General features: G+C 70.6%; 8 protein-coding genes. 2 read left to right on the top strand and 6 right to left on the bottom strand.

Annotation, left to right across the window (positions count from 1 at the left end; translation table 11 throughout):
- Positions 1-28: 28 nt before the first annotated feature.
- Genes ACFWFI_RS06650 through ACFWFI_RS06625 form a run of 6 tightly spaced genes read right to left on the bottom strand, consistent with a single transcriptional unit; the run spans position 29 to position 10,173 of the window.
- Positions 29-2,248: a glycosyl hydrolase family 95 catalytic domain-containing protein gene (locus ACFWFI_RS06650; protein WP_387386311.1), complete on the bottom strand. Its 2,220-nt coding sequence runs from the start codon at positions 2,246-2,248 to the stop codon at positions 29-31.
- Positions 2,245-4,221, bottom strand: coding sequence for a beta-galactosidase (locus ACFWFI_RS06645; protein ID WP_387386309.1), 1,977 nt, complete (start codon positions 4,219-4,221; stop codon positions 2,245-2,247). The genes ACFWFI_RS06650 and ACFWFI_RS06645 overlap by 4 nt, the downstream gene beginning before the upstream one ends.
- Before the next feature lie 15 nt (positions 4,222-4,236).
- The gene (locus ACFWFI_RS06640; RefSeq protein WP_387386306.1) at positions 4,237-6,474 is read right to left on the bottom strand and encodes a sialidase family protein; all 2,238 of its coding nucleotides are present in this window, start codon (positions 6,472-6,474) and stop codon (positions 4,237-4,239) included.
- 54 nt (positions 6,475-6,528) lie between these two features.
- Complete coding sequence (locus ACFWFI_RS06635; protein ID WP_387386384.1) at positions 6,529-7,452, bottom strand: carbohydrate ABC transporter permease; 924 nt, start codon at positions 7,450-7,452, stop codon at positions 6,529-6,531.
- Between the two features lie 17 nt (positions 7,453-7,469).
- A complete protein-coding gene (locus ACFWFI_RS06630; protein ID WP_387386304.1) occupies positions 7,470-8,498 on the bottom strand; it encodes an ABC transporter permease in 1,029 nt (342 codons plus the stop codon).
- Between the two features lies 1 nt (position 8,499).
- Positions 8,500-10,173: an extracellular solute-binding protein gene (locus tag ACFWFI_RS06625; protein WP_387386302.1), complete on the bottom strand. Its 1,674-nt coding sequence runs from the start codon at positions 10,171-10,173 to the stop codon at positions 8,500-8,502.
- A gap of 412 nt (positions 10,174-10,585) precedes the next feature.
- Between ACFWFI_RS06625 and ACFWFI_RS06620 the strand changes: the two genes are divergently transcribed.
- Both ACFWFI_RS06620 and yicI read left to right on the top strand, forming a co-directional pair.
- Positions 10,586-13,525 carry a glycoside hydrolase family 3 C-terminal domain-containing protein gene (locus ACFWFI_RS06620; protein WP_387386300.1) on the top strand — a complete coding sequence of 980 codons (2,940 nt, stop codon included), beginning with the start codon at positions 10,586-10,588 and terminating at the stop codon, positions 13,523-13,525.
- The gene (gene yicI, locus ACFWFI_RS06615) at positions 13,522-15,789 is read left to right on the top strand and encodes an alpha-xylosidase (protein ID WP_387386297.1); all 2,268 of its coding nucleotides are present in this window, start codon (positions 13,522-13,524) and stop codon (positions 15,787-15,789) included. Before ACFWFI_RS06620 ends, yicI begins: the two co-directional genes overlap by 4 nt.
- Positions 15,790-15,839: the final 50 nt, after the last annotated feature.

Genomic DNA, 15,839 nt, shown 5'->3' with positions numbered 1-15,839 from the left:
GTTCCTTCCATGTGGGGATGGAGGACTGCTACCGCGGCCCCAGGGTGAGGACGCGGTCCACGCCGGCCGTCAGCTCCAGCGGAGCCGGGGGGTTTCCGGCGGAGGTCTCGGTGAGGGCGAGCCCGTCGCCCGTACGCAGATCGACGCGGGCGTCGCGGGTGGGACGCAGCACGGCCGTCGCGCCGTCCTCCGACCACCGCAGGTCCAGGAGAGCGCCGAACCGCGTGCGCACACCCCGGAGTTCACCCGCCGGGTACGCCGCCGGGACGGCGGGCAGCAGCACCAGGCGGCCGGGTGCCGACTGGACGAGCGACTCGATCACTGCGGCGGGCAGGGTGTGGGCCGCGTCCGCGTTGTAGACGTTCCGGGACGGGTAGTGCGCGCTCATCAGCGAGTCGTGGAAGAAGTCGCCGCCCAGCACCGCGCCCAGCGCCGCCGACACCCGGGAGGGGTCCCGCAGCCGGGCGGCGATCAGGGCCTGGTGCAGATGCCCGTGGGCGGAGTCGTTCTCCGAGCCGCGCAGTTCCAGCGCGCGGTGCGCGGCCGTGGCCAGCTCCGGGGTGTCGTACGGATTGATCGCGTCCAGCGGCCACACCGGGTAGAGGTGGCTGAGGTGGCGGTGGTCGTACGTCTCCCGAAGGCCGGGCCACGCCCACTCGGCGAGCGCCCCGTCCTCGTTCACCGGATATGCCGGGAGCCGGGCCGCGAGTGACCGCCAGAGGCCGGCCGACGGGTGTCCGAGGGCGTGCTCGGCGGCCGTCGTCAGGGCGTGGCGTGCCGCCGCGATGTCCATCGTGGCGTTCACCGTGACCCAGCTCGCGTTGGCCGGCCGGTTCTCCGGGGAGTACGAGGGCACGAGCGCCAGGTTTCCGTCCGGGTCCTCGCGGCTGAGGAAGTCCTCGTAGAACAGTGCCACTTGGACGAGGGCTTCGGTCAGAGCGGCGTCCGGAGTCCCCGTCGTGACCTCGGCGTGCTCCAGGAGCGGCTGCAGCAGCCAGTCCGCCCCGGCCGTCCACAGATGCAGCGGATAGGCGCGCTGGAAGTGCCGGGTGTGGCCCGACTCGCCGTCCGTGTGGGACGGGGCGACGACGCCCCGGGCCCCGAAGAGCGCGCGGGCGTTGTCCTTCCAGTCGGCCAACTGCCCGTTGATCAGGGCCGCATGCGCCTCGGTGACCTCAGGGAGCCCGGCCGCGGCGGCGGAGGCGACCTGGAGGTTGAGGTTGGCGTTCGTGGTGAAGGCTCCGGACCAGGCGGTGTCCCAGTCGCCGGTCCAGAGGCCGGTGAGCCTGGGCGGCAGCAGTCCCGAGGCGGAGAGCAGGTGGTAGCGGCCGGCCGCGAAGAGTCTCTCCAGGAGCGCGGGAGACTTCGGGGCACGCAGCAGCTCGCTGCCGGACAGCTCACGCTCCGGCGCGGCGTCCCGCAGCGTGAAGGAGGCGCGCCCGTAGGCGGTCCGGTGCAGCGGCCGGTGCCGGTCCAGCAGTGTGGCGTAGTCCTCGCGCGGCAGAGCGGCCCACAGCTCCCCGAGGTCCGGGCGGCCGGGCCCGCGGACGACCCGGGTCGTCAGGGTGAGGCTCCGCGCCCCCTCGATCCGGATGCCCTCGCCGGCCACGGAGACACTGCCGCCGTCCACCCGCGCCACGGTGACGCCCGTGTACCCGAGTGCGCTGTCCGGATAGCCCACCCGCAGTGCCAGGTGCGCGCCCTCCGGGGTCAGCACGGTGGAGCGTCCGACCGCCAGCTGTGCGGGGGCGCCGGGCAGGAGGTGGTCCAGGACGATCTCGGCGGTCAGCCCGAGGTCGGTGACGTGCTGCACGACCACGTCGTCGGCCCGCGACACGAAGACACCGCTGCGCCACGCCTCGTACGACGCGGTCACCTCACCCGTGGTGAAGTCGACCTCGCGCCTGTATCCGGCGACCGCCTCGTGGAGCCCCCGGGTGCGGCGCACGCGCGACCGGAACGCCGGGTGGAAGGGCTGCACCCACACCAGCGGACGCCCCGCGCCGAAGTCCTCGGCCGCCGTCGTGTCCCCGGACAGGAGCGCGTCCTGAAGGCGGTCGAGCCGGTCGGCGAGCTCCGGCGGCCGGAGGTCCTCGCTCCCGTTGGGCCGCACCAGGGTGTGGTGGTTGACGATCACCCGGTCGTCCGCCGGGTCTCCGTACACCATCGCCCCGTGACGGCCGTTGCCGCTGAGGAAGGCGTCCTCCCAGCGGGTGGCGGGGCAGGGCTCCCACGTGCCGTCGATCATGCGGAGGCTTCTCCGAGCACGGCCACGCCGTAGCGGTCCAGCTCCACAGCGCCGTCGGACTCGGCACCCGTGAGCAGGTCGACGTACCGGCCCGGCAGTTTCACCCCGGCGGGGGACCGGCCGTGGTTCAGCAGGAAGAGAAGCCCGCCGCGCCGCACCGCCTCGACCCCGGCGGGCAGTCCCTCCAGCACGGGGCGCACCCCGGCATCGGCGGCGGCCCGGCCGAGCAGGCCGCGCAGCGCCTCGGGTTCGGGCAGTGTCGAGACGTACCAGGCGGTGCCCTTGCGGAGTACCGCAGGAAGCCCGTCCAGCTCGCCGCCGCGGTACGCGGCCACGGTCTCCGCACTGCCGTCGGGTTCCAGCTCCTCCGACCACAGGGTGCCTCGGAAGCCGTCGCACTCCACGGTCGCGTCCGCGTCCAGGGGCCACCACTCGTGCACGGTGCTGATCCCGAACAGGTCACGCAGCCGGCCGTCCATGCCGCCGGGCCTGATCCGGTCGTCCGTGTCCGCGACGCCGGTGAAGAACCCGCACACGAGCGTGCCGCCGCCCCGCACATACGCGACGAGGTTGTCGACCGCCGCGTCGCCGAGGAGCTGGAGCTGAGGCACGAGCACCATGCGATAGGCGCTCAGGTCGGCTTCGGGGCGGGCGAACTCCGTGCCGATCCCGCTCTCCCACAGACCCCTGTGCCAAGCCCGGACCAGCTCCGTGTACGAGACCAGGGAGGACGGGCGGCCCTCCTGGGTGCTCGACCACCAGGCGTCCCAGTCGTGGAGCACGGCGACCTCGGCGGGCACCTCGGTGCCGCTCAACTCGGAACCGAGCAGGGCGAGTTCGGAGCCGATGCGCTTGACCTCCCGGAACGTACGGCCGTGCTCACCGGCGTGGCTCAGCATCCCGGAGTGGAATTTCTCGGCGCCCTGCCGGGACTGCCGCCACTGGAAGTAGCAGAGGGCGTCCGCGCCTCTGGCCACCGCCTGCAGTGACCAGAGCCGGTTGAGACCGGCCGGCTTGGGGTGGTTGACGCTCCGCCAGTTGACCGGTCCGGCCGCCTGCTCCATCACCATCCACGGCCCGCGGGCCTGCGAGCGGGTCATGTCGGCGAGCATGGCGTTGTACTGGCCGCCCCACGGGTCCGTCGGATCCGGGTAGACATCGACGGAGACGATGTCCTCCTGCTCCGCCCAGGCCCAGGCGTCCTGGCCCGACCACAGCGGCATGAAGTTGGTCGTCACCGGGATGTGCGGGGTGTGCCGGGCGACGATGTCCCGCTCGGCGACGTAGCACTCCATCAGGGCGTCGGAGGTGAACCGCTTGAAGTCCAGCTCCTGGGCGGGATTGCGCATGTACTGCGCCCGGCGCGGCGGCAGGATCTCCGTCCAGGTGTCGTAGCGCTGACTCCAGAACGCCGTGCCCCAGGCGTCGTTGAGCGCGCCCAGGGTGGTGTAGCGGGATGCCAGCCAGCGGCGGAAGTGGGCGGCCGTCTCGTCGCACCAGCAGTGCGTGCAGTATTCGTTGTTGATGTGCCACACGGTGAGCGCCGGATGGTCCGCGTAGCGTGCGGCGAGGTCCTCGGTGAGGGCCGCGGCATAGCGCCGGTAGACCGGTGAGCTCGGGCAGAAGTGCTGCCGGGAACCGTAGTTGACGAGCGTCCCGTCCTCGGCGCGCGGCAGCGTCTCCGGGTGCAGGGCTCCCATCCACGGCGGCGGTGACGACGTCGGCGTGGCGAGGACGACCCCGATCCCGTTGGCGCCCATGAGGTCCATGAGCCGGTCCAGCCAGCCGAACTCCCGTGCTCCCGGACGGGGTTCGATCATCGCCCAGGAGAAGACACCGACGGTGACGGTGTTGACCCCGGCCTCCTTCATCAGCCGGACGTCATCGGCCCACACCTCCTCGGGCCACTGCTCGGGGTTGTAGTCGCCTCCGAAGAGGATGCGGCCACGGGTGGCGTCGTGCAGGGACGGCATGGACGTCTCGTTCCTCTACTGGGGATCTGCGTACTGGATGCCGCGGCCGTTGGTGCCCAGATAGACACGGCCGTGGACTCGTGGGTCACCGGTGATGACCTCTCCGGTCCACCCCCACCGGTGGGCGTCGTCGTTGATACGGACCCAGGTCGCGCCCGCGTCGTCCGAGCGGAGCACGGCCACACCGTCGTACGTCGCGGAGACCCGCCCGGTCTGGAAGACCGCCGGGTAGCCCGCCCCCTTCCTGGACGGGGCGGCCTTGCCGAACCCGAGGGCGTGCGAGGCCTGGCAGCCGGCCACCGGAGTGAACGTCCGACCGCCGTCCGTCGAGCGCAGCAGCCCGTTGTCCTTGGCGGACAGCCACAGGTCGCCGGAGCGTCCCGGCGCCGCGGCGATGCGGAACTGCACATCCCCCGAAGGGAGCCCCTTCGCACCCTCGGTGAAGGTGGCGCCCCTGTCCGCGGAGAGGGAGACCGTGCCCGTGTCCGTGTCGTACACGTAGAAGCGTTTCGGGTCGAGCGGGTCGGCGACCGGAGTGCCGCCCTTGGGGAACGTGGCGACCTCGGCCCATGTGACCCCGCCGTCCGTGGACCGGTGTGCCGCGTACTTCGTGCCGTCCCAGTGGACGAACGACCACAGCAGGGTCGCCCCGTCGGCGGAGACCGCCACCGGACCGGGTGCCGAAGCGGCGATCGCGGGCTGGGAGGCGAAGGGCTGCCAGCTCGCCCCGCCGTCGCGGGAGCAGGCGCCGGCCGAGTCGGAGCCCGACGGCCAGCCCGTCCGTACGACGTACGACGGCTTCAGGGTGGCCAGGGCGAGTCCGGTAGCCGTGCCGAACACGGGGTTCGACGCCATGCCGCGCGACGGGGACGCGGTCAGGGAGTCGTGGTACATGACCCCGATGTCCCCCAGCCCGCTGATCAGCCGGGCGCCCGAGGGCGGCGCGATCAGCTGTCGCACCGCCGACTCCTCCAGACCTCGGATCTCCGGGGCCCAGTGCACCAGGTCGCGGGTTCCGAAGATCGTCGCGCCGGTGCCGTACACGATGTGCCGCGAGTCGTACGGGTCCACGGCGACGGCCTGGATCCACCAGCCGAACTTGGGCTCCCCGCCCCACTTCAGATACGGGGTCTCCGACACGTCCAGCACGGCCGTGTCCTTGAGCGAGGTCCAGCTCGTCCCGCCGTCCGTGGAGCGGAACAGGGTGTCCACCGCTCCCCAGCGATTGTTCGTGGAGACGACGACCGTGCCCGGGCGGGCCGTGTCGACGGCGACCCCGCCGTACCCGAACGCGTCGCCGTCGCCCGGGGCCACGGGGGTCACGTCGGTCCAGGTCCCGGTCACCGTGTCGAGGCGGTGCACCGAACCGTCGGCCTGGTTGTTCGGGCCCGGTCCGTCCGCGTAACTCACGTACAGCGCACGGCTGCCCGCGTCGTACGCGGCACGGACCGGCAGCCTCGTCGCAGCACCGGCGGACGGCTGCCCGGGGACGGCCTCCCAGCCGCCGGAGGCGTCTCCACGGTAGAGGGCCGTGCCGCCGTCCCCCCAGCCCGCGTAAACGGTCCGGCCGGCCGCCACCAGCAGGGTGACGCCCTGGCCGCTCGCCGACGCCGTGGCCGGGAAGGAGGCGTCGACGGTCCAGGTGGCACCGCGGTCCTCCGAGCGCAGCAGCCCGTCGTGGCGCGTACCGAGCCAGAGCGTCTCGCTGTCGCGCGGATCGACCAGGAGCCGCTCGCCGCAGCCCCGGCCGTCCTCGTTGGCCCCGAGACGCACATCGAGATCCGTACGCGCCCAGGTCGCGCCACGGTCATCGGATCTGAGGACCGCCCCCGGGGACGCCCACGCCTGCGCGTACGTCCCGAGTGCCAGGTACAGCCGGTCCGGGTGCGCCGGGTCGACGGCCATCGCCTCGACGCCCAGCAGATTCCAGTCGTCCCAGCCGAGGTGGTCGGTGAGCGCCGTCCACCGGGACCTGCGGTCGTCCCAGCGGTAGGCGCCGCCGATGTCCGTGCGGGCATAGGCGAGACCGCGCACGGCCGGATGGAAGAGGATGCCCGTCACGAAGCCCGTCCCGCCGATGGCGGCGGTGCGCCAGCGGTGCGGCCGGTACTTCGCGGGCCGCCCGGCGGCCGCGGCCGTCGCTGCCGCCGGCAGCACGGACGCCGAGGCCGCGACCACCGCCGCACCGGCCAGGACGGTCCGGCGCCGCGGGTGCGGGACGGGTTCTGGCTGCGGGACCGACGAAGCGCGCATGACGAAGACCCTCCGGAGGGGAGTGACAGGTGAGTGCGGTGCAGGCGGTGCGGATCAGCCCTTGACGGCGCCGGTGAGCATGCCTTCCTTGAAGTGCTTCTGCACGAACGGCGAGAGGAACGCGACCGGGATCAGCGCCAGCACCATGACCGCCATCTGGATGGCGAGCAGGGAGAGGTGGCCCGTGTTGATGACCTGCGTCAGACCGGTGGGCCGTTCCTGCTTGAGGACCAGCTGGTTCATCACGTTCTGCAGCGGCATCATCTCCGGGTCGCTGATGTAGATGGACGCGTTGAACCAGGCGCTCCAGTAACCGACCGCGTAGAAGAGCGTGATCACCGCGATGACCGCGCGGGACAGCGGCATGATGATCTGCCACAGGATGCGGAAGTCACCCGCCCCGTCGATGCGGGCGCTCTCGACGAGCTCCTGCGCCGTGCTCATGAAGAAGGCGCGCAGGACCAGGATGTTGAAGACGTTCAGCGCGCTCGGGAGGATCAGGGCCAGATAGGAATCGGTGAGTCCGAGCCCCTGGACCACCAGGTAGGTGGGGATCAGGCCTGCCCCGAAGAACATCGTGGCGAGCATGAACAGGAGCAGCGGCCGGTGGAGCACGGAACCCGGCCGGGACAGGCCGTAGGCGCACATGATCGACACGGCCATGCTGAAGAGCGTCCCGACCACGGTCACGCAGATGCTGACCACCGCGGCCCGGGTGACCTGGCCGCCGCCGAGGAGCTCCTGGTAGGCGACGAACGTGATGCCGCGCGGGATCACCACCAGCCCACCGGCCTCGGTGATGGTTCTCACCGAGGAGAGGCTGGTGACGATCACGACCCAGAGCGGGAAGAGCACGGCCAGACAGGCCAGGACCAGGACCACGCCCTTGGAGGCGAGGCCCGCCTTCGTGGGCTCCTCCTCCCACACCGGCCGCAGCCGGCCCCGCGTACCGGGCTTGACCCCGGCCACGCCGGTCATTCGGTAGAGCAGGCCGCTCACTTCTTGTACACCCCCTGCTCACCCATGAGATGGGCGACCTTGTTGGCCCCGAGGACCAGCAGCAGACCGAAGATTCCCTTGGCGATCCCGACGGCAGCCGCGTAGCTGAAGCCGCCGTACTGGATGCCCACGTTCCACACGTAGGTATCGAGGACCTCGGAGGCGCCCGGCCCGACGGCCGTGCGCTGGAGCAGGATCTGCTCGAAGCCCACGGTGAGCGCGTTGCCCACCTGGAGGACCAGCAGCAGTGCAACGACCGGGCGCAGGGCGGGCAGCGTGACGTGCCACATCCGGCGCCAGCGGTTCGCGCCGTCCATCGCGCTCGCCTCGTAGAGCTCCGGACTGACCGAGGCCAGGGCGGCGAGGAAGACGATGACACCCCAGCCGGCGTCCTTCCAGATCATCTCGAAGGTGATCAGGAACTTGAACAGACCGGGGTTCGTCATGAGGTCGAAGCCCTCGTAGCCGTTCTCCCGCAGCGTCTGCGCGATGAGCCCCGCGCCGCCGAACATCTGCTGGAAGACCGTGATGACGAGGACCCAGGAGAAGAAGTGCGGCAGGTAGAGGATCGCCTGCGCCACCGCCCGGACCCGGGGTCGCACGAAGCTGTTGATGAACAGCGCGAGCAGGATCGGCACCGGGAAGAAGAGCGTCAGCTGCAACAGGAAGATCGTCAGCGTGTTGCCCAGCGCCGACCAGAACAGCCGGTCGTTCACCATCTGCTGGAACCACTCGAGACCGACCCAGGGGCTCTGCGTGATTGCCTGGAAGGCGTTGTCCGCGACGTACGGGTCGTAGTCCTGGAAGGCGACGACGTTGCCCGCCAGGGGGATGTAGGCGAAGACCAGCAGCAGCAGCATCGCCGGCAGGGTCATCAGAAGCAGCGTCCGGTCACGCCGTAGCCGGTGCCGCAGTGGCATCTTCGCGGCTGCCTGGACCTGCCCGCGGGCAGGTCCATCCTTCTCGACCGACGGCGGCGCAGAGGAGGACCCCTGCGCGCGCCGGTCATCTGTGCTCAGTGACATGTCAGGAGGCCGACTCACCGGTCTCGTCGAGCAGCTTCTTGTACCAGTCGCGCAGCTTGTCGCCGCCCTTGGTCTTCCAGTCCGAGACCTGCTGCTGCATGTCGCTGACCTTCTTGCGGCCGCGCACGATGTCCTTCTCCAGGGCCTCGAACTGTGCGTTGAGCTCGGTGTACCGGGTGGGCTCCTGGATCTGCATGCCGTGGAACAGCGGCTTCCTCAGGTGCGCGCCCTGGCGCTGCTGCCACTCGATGACACCCTTGGCGACGTCCGGGTAGTCCGGGTACGCGCGGTACGGCGCGGAGGTGGCGATGTACTCGTAGGTGGCGAAGACCTCGTTGTTGCCCTTGTCGTTCTTGACGAGCACCCCGTCCTTGAGGGTGTGGTGGGTGCCCTCCACGCCGTACGCCCGCAGACGCTGTTCCTTGGTCCCGTACGGAGCGGCGGTGAAGTTGGCCAGTGCGAGGAGGTCCTCGACGACCTTCTTGTCGGCCTTCTTGCTGACGCAGCACCAGATGTTGGAGGGGGAGGCCGCGTAGAGGACGGGGTCACCGCCGTCGTGGGCGAAGATGTCCATCGCCCCCATCCGGAACTCCGGCTTGTCCAGGCGCTGGACGGCGGTCGCCGCGTACCAGTCGGAGATGTCCGCGTTGTACATGAGGACGTTGCCGGAGGAGAACGTGGTGCGCATGTCGCCGGTCTCCGCCTTGGCGTCCGGGTGCACGAAGCCGGCCGAGTACAGCGAGCGCGACCACTCCAGCGCCTCCAGGTACTCCTGGGTCTCGTAGCGATTCACCAGCTTGCCGTCGACCAGCTGCCAGTAGTAGGGCTTCTCCGGCAGCACCCCGAAGAAGTTGTACGCCGACCAGGTCATGTCGCTGCACGCCCACACCTTGCTCGTGGGCGCGTTGATCTCCTTGCAGAGGTCGTAGAACTCCTTCGTGCTGGTCGGGACCTCGTACCCCTTCTCCTCGAATATGTCGGCGCGGTAGAAGGGGGTGATGTTGGGCGTGGCTTCGGCCGGCATGGGGATCCCGCGCAGCTGGCCGGCGAAGATGCCGCGCTGCCAGGCGCCGGTGGGAATGGCCGCCAGGTTGGGGTAGGCCTTGACCTTGTCGCCCGACAGGTAGGGGCCGAGGTCGGCGAACTTGTTGGCGATGGCGCTCGGGATCTTGCCCCTGAGCTCCCAGCCCGGGACGACGACGGCGTCCGGGATGGAGCTGGACGCGAGCACCGCGCCGAGCTTCTGCCCGTAGACGTTGCCGTCCTGGTTCTGCCACTTGACCTTGACGCCGGCGGCCGTGTCCATCGCCGTCCAGTAGGCGTTGCCCTCACCGGGCGAGGTGCCCCACAGCGGGGCCATGATGCTGATCTCGCTGCCCTTGCCCAGCTTCTTCGGCACGGACACGGCCAGCTTGTCGGCCGGGAGCGCCGTCGTGAATCCGTCGGCGGAGCCGTTCTTGCTGGGGATGTCAGGGGTGACGGCCTTCGAGGGCACGTAGGCGGGAAGGATGTCCTTCAGCTTCTGACCCGTGGTGGTGCCCTCGTTCTTCGAGCCACCGGAACCGCCGCCACAGGCGGCGAGGAGCGGCATCCCGCCGCCCACGGCTGCCGCGACAACCACGGAGGAGGCGAGGAATCGTCTCCGGCTGGGAGCGGAGGGGGAGTTCGGCGTCATTGCGTCAACCCTTCGTGGTGCAACAGGACGGCCCGCGGCGGCGACTGCCGCTCGGCCCTGTGTCTGAGGTAGGGGCGTTACCGGCCGAGCCGGTCGGCACTGCACCGGCTGAGCTGAAGCGGTCAACGGGCTGCCTCGTCGAAGCGCTTCGATGTTGCAGCGAGGTTAAGTGAAGGGTCCCGGCCACACAAGAGTTCGTTTCGATATTCCTCCGACCTGTTTCCGAACCGTTTCCCGGTGCGATGTGGCTCCGATGCGTCCGGAAGAGCCTCTTTGGGGCGGTAGCGCCCTTGACACCTGCGGGGTTGGCCGCAGAGCATCGAAGCGCTTCGAAAGATCTTCTCCTCGCGCCGAGGGACCACTCGGCACCCGCAGACCGGAAAACCTCCCACCTCTCCAAGGGGACCCGCACGTGACGGACCATCCGCTTCCCTTCCGCGACCCGCAGCTGTCCTTCTCCCGGCGCACCGACGATCTGCTCGGACGGCTCACGCTCGACGAGCGGATCGCGATGCTGCATCAGTTCGCCCCGGCGGTGGAGCGGCTGGGGCTCGGCCCGTTCCGCACCGGACAGGAGGCCCTGCACGGGGTCGCCTGGATGGGGCCCGCCACCGTCTTCCCGCAGGCCGTCGGCCTCGGCGCCACCTGGAACGACGACCTGGTCCGCCGGATCGGCGAGGCCGTCGGCAACGAGGTGCGGGCCAAGCGCGCCCAGGACGACCGCGTCGGGCTCAACGTCTGGGCGCCGACGGTGAATCTGCTGCGCCACCCGCTGTGGGGCCGCGGCGAGGAGGGGTACTCCGAGGACCCGGCCCTCACCTCCGCCATCGCGGTCGCCTACACCCGGGGGCTGCGCGGGGACGACCCCCGCTACTGGCGCACCGCCCCCGTTCTCAAGCACTGGCTCGCGCACAACAACGAGACCGACCGTGACACCGCCTCCTCGTCGGTCCGCCCGCGCGTCCTGCACGAGTACGACCTGCGGGCCTTCCGCGACGCCGTGCGGGCCGGGGCCGTGGCCGGAGTCATGCCCGCCTACAACCTGGTCAACGGCCGCCCGAACCACGTCTCGCCGCTCCTTGAGCAGCACCTGAGGCGCTGGACCGACCAGCCCCTCGTCGTCTGCTCGGACGCGGGCGCGCCTTCCAACCTGGTCGATTCCGAGCACTACTTCGACACCCACGAGGAGGCCACCGCGGCCGCCCTGAAGGCGGGTGTCGACAGCTTCACCGACCACGGCACGGACTCCACGGTCATGACCGGCCGCATCCGCGACGCGCTCGCCAAGGGGCTCATCGACGAGAGCGACATCGACACGGCGGTCCGCCGGCTGCTCGCCATGCGCTTCGCGCTCGGAGAGTTCGACCCGGAGCTCGATCCGTACGCACGGGTGGACGACCTGGACACCGAGGAGCACCGCGCGCTCGCCCTCGAGGCAGCCGAACAGGCCGTCGTGCTGCTCAAGAACGACGGCCTGCTGCCCCTGGAGCCCGAGCAGGGTCGGACCGTCGCAGTGGTCGGACTTCTCGCCGACGCCTGCAAGCTCGACTGGTACAGCGGCACGCTCATGCACCGCTCGACGACGCTCGACGGAATCCGCGAACGGTACGGCGCCGAGAACGTCCTCTTCACGGAGGGCGTCGACCGCGTCCGGCTGAAGAGCTCCGACGGCTGGCTCCGCGTGCCCGTGGCCGACGGGGCGAAGGACGCAGAGGCGCGGGGCGCGGAAGGCGCCCTCGACCCGGCCCTCCTCGCCGGCCGCACCGACCTGCCCCCGCTGACCTGCGGCGAGGAGGCCACCGAACTGGCCCTCGTCGACTGGGGCGACGGCGTTCTCACCCTGCGTACCGACGAGGGGTTGTACCTCTCCGTCGCCGACGACGGATACGTCAGGGCGTCCGCGGACGAGCCGGGCGGCTGGGTCGTCCAGGAGACGTTCCGCCTGGAAGCGGTGGAGGGGCACGACGGCGGGCACCGCCTTCTGCACATCGGGACCGGTGGGTACGTGTCTGTCGCCGCCGACGGCGCGAAGGTTGCCGAATCCGGCGAGAAGATTTCCCGGGACGACGCCACGGTCTTCGAGCCGGAGACCGTCGAGTACGGCGCCGACGCCGTGGCCCGGGTCGCCGCGGCCGCCGACACCGTGATCGTCGTCGCGGGCAACGACCCCCACATCAACGGCCGTGAGACCGAGGACCGCACCACCCTGGCCCTCCCCGCCCAGCAGGACCGTCTGTGGCGCGCCGCGCACGCCGCCAACCCGCGTACGGTCCTCGTCCTCGCCTCCGCCTACCCGTACGCCGTCGTCGACGCGGCGGAAGGACTGCCGGCCCTGCTCTGGACGGCGCACGGAGGCCAGGCCGCCGGTACCGCGCTCGCGCGCGTACTCGCCGGTGACGTCTCCCCGGCCGGACGGCTCCCGCAGACCTGGTACGCGAGCGACGACGATCTGCCGGGCCTGTTCGACTACGACATCATCGGTTCCCGGCAGACGTACCTCTACTTCAGCGGCACCCCGCTCTTCCCCTTCGGACACGGCCTCGGCTACGCCGGCTTCAGCTACTCCGCACTGCGGACGGAGGTGGACGGTGAGCAGCTGCGGGTATCACTGACCGTCACCAACGACGGGGCGACCGCCGCCGACGAGGTGGCCCAGGTGTACGTCCGCGCGGCCGGGCCCGCGGAGAAGGATGAGCCGGCCCCCAAGGGCCTGGGACGCCGGCTCCCGGGCCTGGGCGATCACGTGGACCTGCCGCTGCGCAAGCTGGTCGGCCACCGCCGGGTGCACCTCGCACCCGGCGCCGCGGAGCGCGTCGAATTCGTCGTGCCCGTAGAGGAGTTGGGTCACTGGAGTGTGGCGCACGGCCGATGGGCCGTCGAGCCGGGCGCGTACGAGATCCTCGCGGGCGCGTCGAGCGCCGACATCCGGCTGACCGCCACAGAGGTCGTCGACGGGGAAGCGCGGGGCCCGCGGCCTGTGGTGGCGCGAGGACTGGAGGCCGCCGACTACGACAGGCAGAAGGACACGGTGATCCTCGACCGCAGGAAGACGGAGGGTGACGTCGTCGCCCCCGCCTCCGCGGGCGGAGAGGGGCATCTCGTCTACCGGGCGTGCGACTTCGGCGAGGGCGTGGCCGGACTGGCCTTCCTCGTCTCGGGAGAGGGAGCCATCGCCGTGAGTGTGGGCGGACACAGCCTGAGCACCCTCTTCTCCGGCGACCAGGGCCCGTACGAGTACCGCACCGTCGAGACCGCGCTCGACCTCCGTGGGGTGCACGAGCTGAGTATCGGCCTCTCCGGGTCCCTGCGTCTCGCCCGCATCGACGTCATCCCCGGCAAGGAGTCCGCATGAGGTTCACCGACGGCTTCTGGCTGATGCGTGAGGGTGTCCGCGCGTCCTACGCAACGGAGATCCGCGATCTGCGTGTCGATGACGACCGGTTCACGGCGTACGCGGCGGTCAAGCCTGTCGCGGCGCGCGGAGACACGCTCAACACACCGCTGATCACGGTCGAATGCTTCTCCCCGGCCGAGGGCGTCATCGGCGTACGCACCACCCATCACGCGGGAAAGGCCCGGCGCGGGCCGGACTTCACGCTGCTCGCGGACGACACGGCGACCCCCGTCGCCCGCACCCGCCGGGACGGTGCGGTCACGGAGCTCACCAGCGGGCCGCTGACGCTACGCATGGACGGCGACGGACCCTGGGGAATCACCTTCCTCGACGGCGACGGCCGACGGCTCACCCAGGTGGACGCGAAGGGGACGGCGTTCGCGACCACGCCCGACGGTGTCCATCACATGATCGCCCAACTCGCCCTGGACGTGGGCGAGAACGTCTACGGTCTCGGCGAGCGCTTCACCCCGTACGTCAAGAACGGCCAGAGTGTCGACATCTGGCAGGCCGACGGCGGTACCAGCAGTGAACTCGCCTACAAGAACATCCCGTTCTACCTGTCATCGCGCGGCTACGGCGTCTTCGTCAACCACCCCGGCAAGGTCTCCTTCGAAATCGGCTCCGAGTCCGTCGGGCAGGTGCAGTTCAGCGTCGAGGACCAGTCGATCGAGTACTACATCGTCGCCGGCCCGACCCCGAAGGACGTCCTGTCCCGCTACACGGCCCTGACCGGCAGGCCCGCGCTGCCCCCGGCCTGGTCGTTCGGTCTCTGGCTGACCACGTCCTTCTGCACGTCCTACGACGAGGAGACCGTCACCTCCTTCGTCGACGGCATGGCGGAGCGCGGAATCCCGCTGAGCGTCTTCCACTTCGACTGCTTCTGGATGCGCGAGTACCAGTGGTCGGACTTCCTCTGGGACCCCGAGGTCTTCCCCGACCCGGAGGGGATGCTGGCCCGCCTCAAGGAGCGCGGGCTGCGCATCAGCATGTGGATCAACCCCTACATCGCCCAGAAGTCGGCCCTGTTCGCGGAGGGAGCCGAACACGGCTATCTGGTGCGGCGGGCCAACGGTGACATCTGGCAGTGGGACCTGTGGCAGCCGGGTATGGCACTGGTCGACTTCACCAACCCGGCCGCCCGCGCCTGGTACAACGACAAGCTGCGGGTCCTGCTCGACCAGGGTGTCGACTGCTTCAAGACGGACTTCGGCGAGCGCATCCCCACGGACGTCGTCTGGCACGACGGTTCCGACCCGGAGCGGATGCACAACTACTACGCGCAGATCTACAACCGCACCGTCTTCGAGCTCCTGGAGAAGGAGCGAGGTGTGGGTGAGGCGGTGCTGTTCGCCCGGTCGGCGACGGCGGGCGGCCAGCAGTTCCCGGTGCACTGGGGCGGCGACTGCTTCGCCTCGTTCACCGCGATGGCGGAGTCGCTGCGCGGCGGGCTGTCGCTGAGCCTGTCCGGGTTCGGCTTCTGGAGCCACGACATCGGCGGCTTCGAGGGCACTCCCGACCCGGCGGTCTTCAAGCGCTGGCTGGCCTTCGGCCTGCTCTCCTCGCACAGCCGGCTCCACGGCAACGTCTCCTACCGCGTGCCGTGGGAGTTCGGCGAGGAAGCCGTCGACGTGGCACGGCAGTTCACCCTGCTCAAGCACCGGCTCATGCCCTACCTCTACGGAGTGGCCGCCGAGGCGCACCGTACGGGTGTCCCGATGATGCGGCCGATGCTGGCGGAGTTCCCCGGCGACCCCGCCTCCCGCACGCTGGACCGGCAGTACATGCTCGGCCCGGACCTGCTGGTCGCCCCGGTCTTCACGGAGGACGGCGAGGTCGAGTACTACGTCCCCGAGGGCACCTGGACCTCGCTGCTCACCGGCGAGCGCATCACCGGGCCCGTCTGGCGGCACGAGACCCATGGCTTCGACAGCGTGCCCCTGCTGGTCAGGGACGGCGCCGTACTTCCCTGGGGCGCCGACGACCAGCGCCCGGACGGCGACTGGCTGGACGGCCTCACCCTGCGGGTCTTCGGCTCCGGTACGGACGAGCGCACGGTGACCGTGCCGGACCTGACCGGCGCCCCGGCCGCGGTGTTCCGTGTCGTACGGGACGGGGCCGGTGTGCACGTCACCGCGGAGGGGACCGACCGGGTGTTCCGGGTGAGTGTGGAGGGATCCGAATCGGTGGGGGAGGGGGCCGGCACGGTGACCGTCGCCTGATCCGTGAAAGCGCCCGGAGGTAACCGGCGGCCCGGTGCGTTCGTACGCAC

The sequence above is a fragment of the Streptomyces sp. NPDC060209 genome (genome assembly GCF_042728155.1).
Classification (GTDB): Bacteria; Actinomycetota; Actinomycetes; order Streptomycetales; family Streptomycetaceae; genus Streptomyces.
This window is presented reverse-complemented; position numbering and strand designations above follow the sequence as displayed.

What these genes read in the sequence shown, in the direction of transcription:
- ACFWFI_RS06650 (WP_387386311.1), bottom strand. Translation starts at nt 2,248, where the DNA reads ATGATCGACGGCACGTGGGAGCCCTGCCCCGCCACCCGCTGGGAGGAC.
- ACFWFI_RS06645 (WP_387386309.1), bottom strand. Translation starts at nt 4,221, where the DNA reads ATGCCGTCCCTGCACGACGCCACCCGTGGCCGCATCCTCTTCGGAGGC.
- ACFWFI_RS06640 (WP_387386306.1), bottom strand. Translation starts at nt 6,474, where the DNA reads ATGCGCGCTTCGTCGGTCCCGCAGCCAGAACCCGTCCCGCACCCGCGG.
- ACFWFI_RS06635 (WP_387386384.1), bottom strand. Translation starts at nt 7,452, where the DNA reads ATGACCGGCGTGGCCGGGGTCAAGCCCGGTACGCGGGGCCGGCTGCGG.
- ACFWFI_RS06630 (WP_387386304.1), bottom strand. Translation starts at nt 8,498, where the DNA reads ATGTCACTGAGCACAGATGACCGGCGCGCGCAGGGGTCCTCCTCTGCG.
- ACFWFI_RS06625 (WP_387386302.1), bottom strand. Translation starts at nt 10,173, where the DNA reads ATGACGCCGAACTCCCCCTCCGCTCCCAGCCGGAGACGATTCCTCGCC.
- yicI (WP_387386297.1), top strand. Translation starts at nt 13,522, where the DNA reads ATGAGGTTCACCGACGGCTTCTGGCTGATGCGTGAGGGTGTCCGCGCG.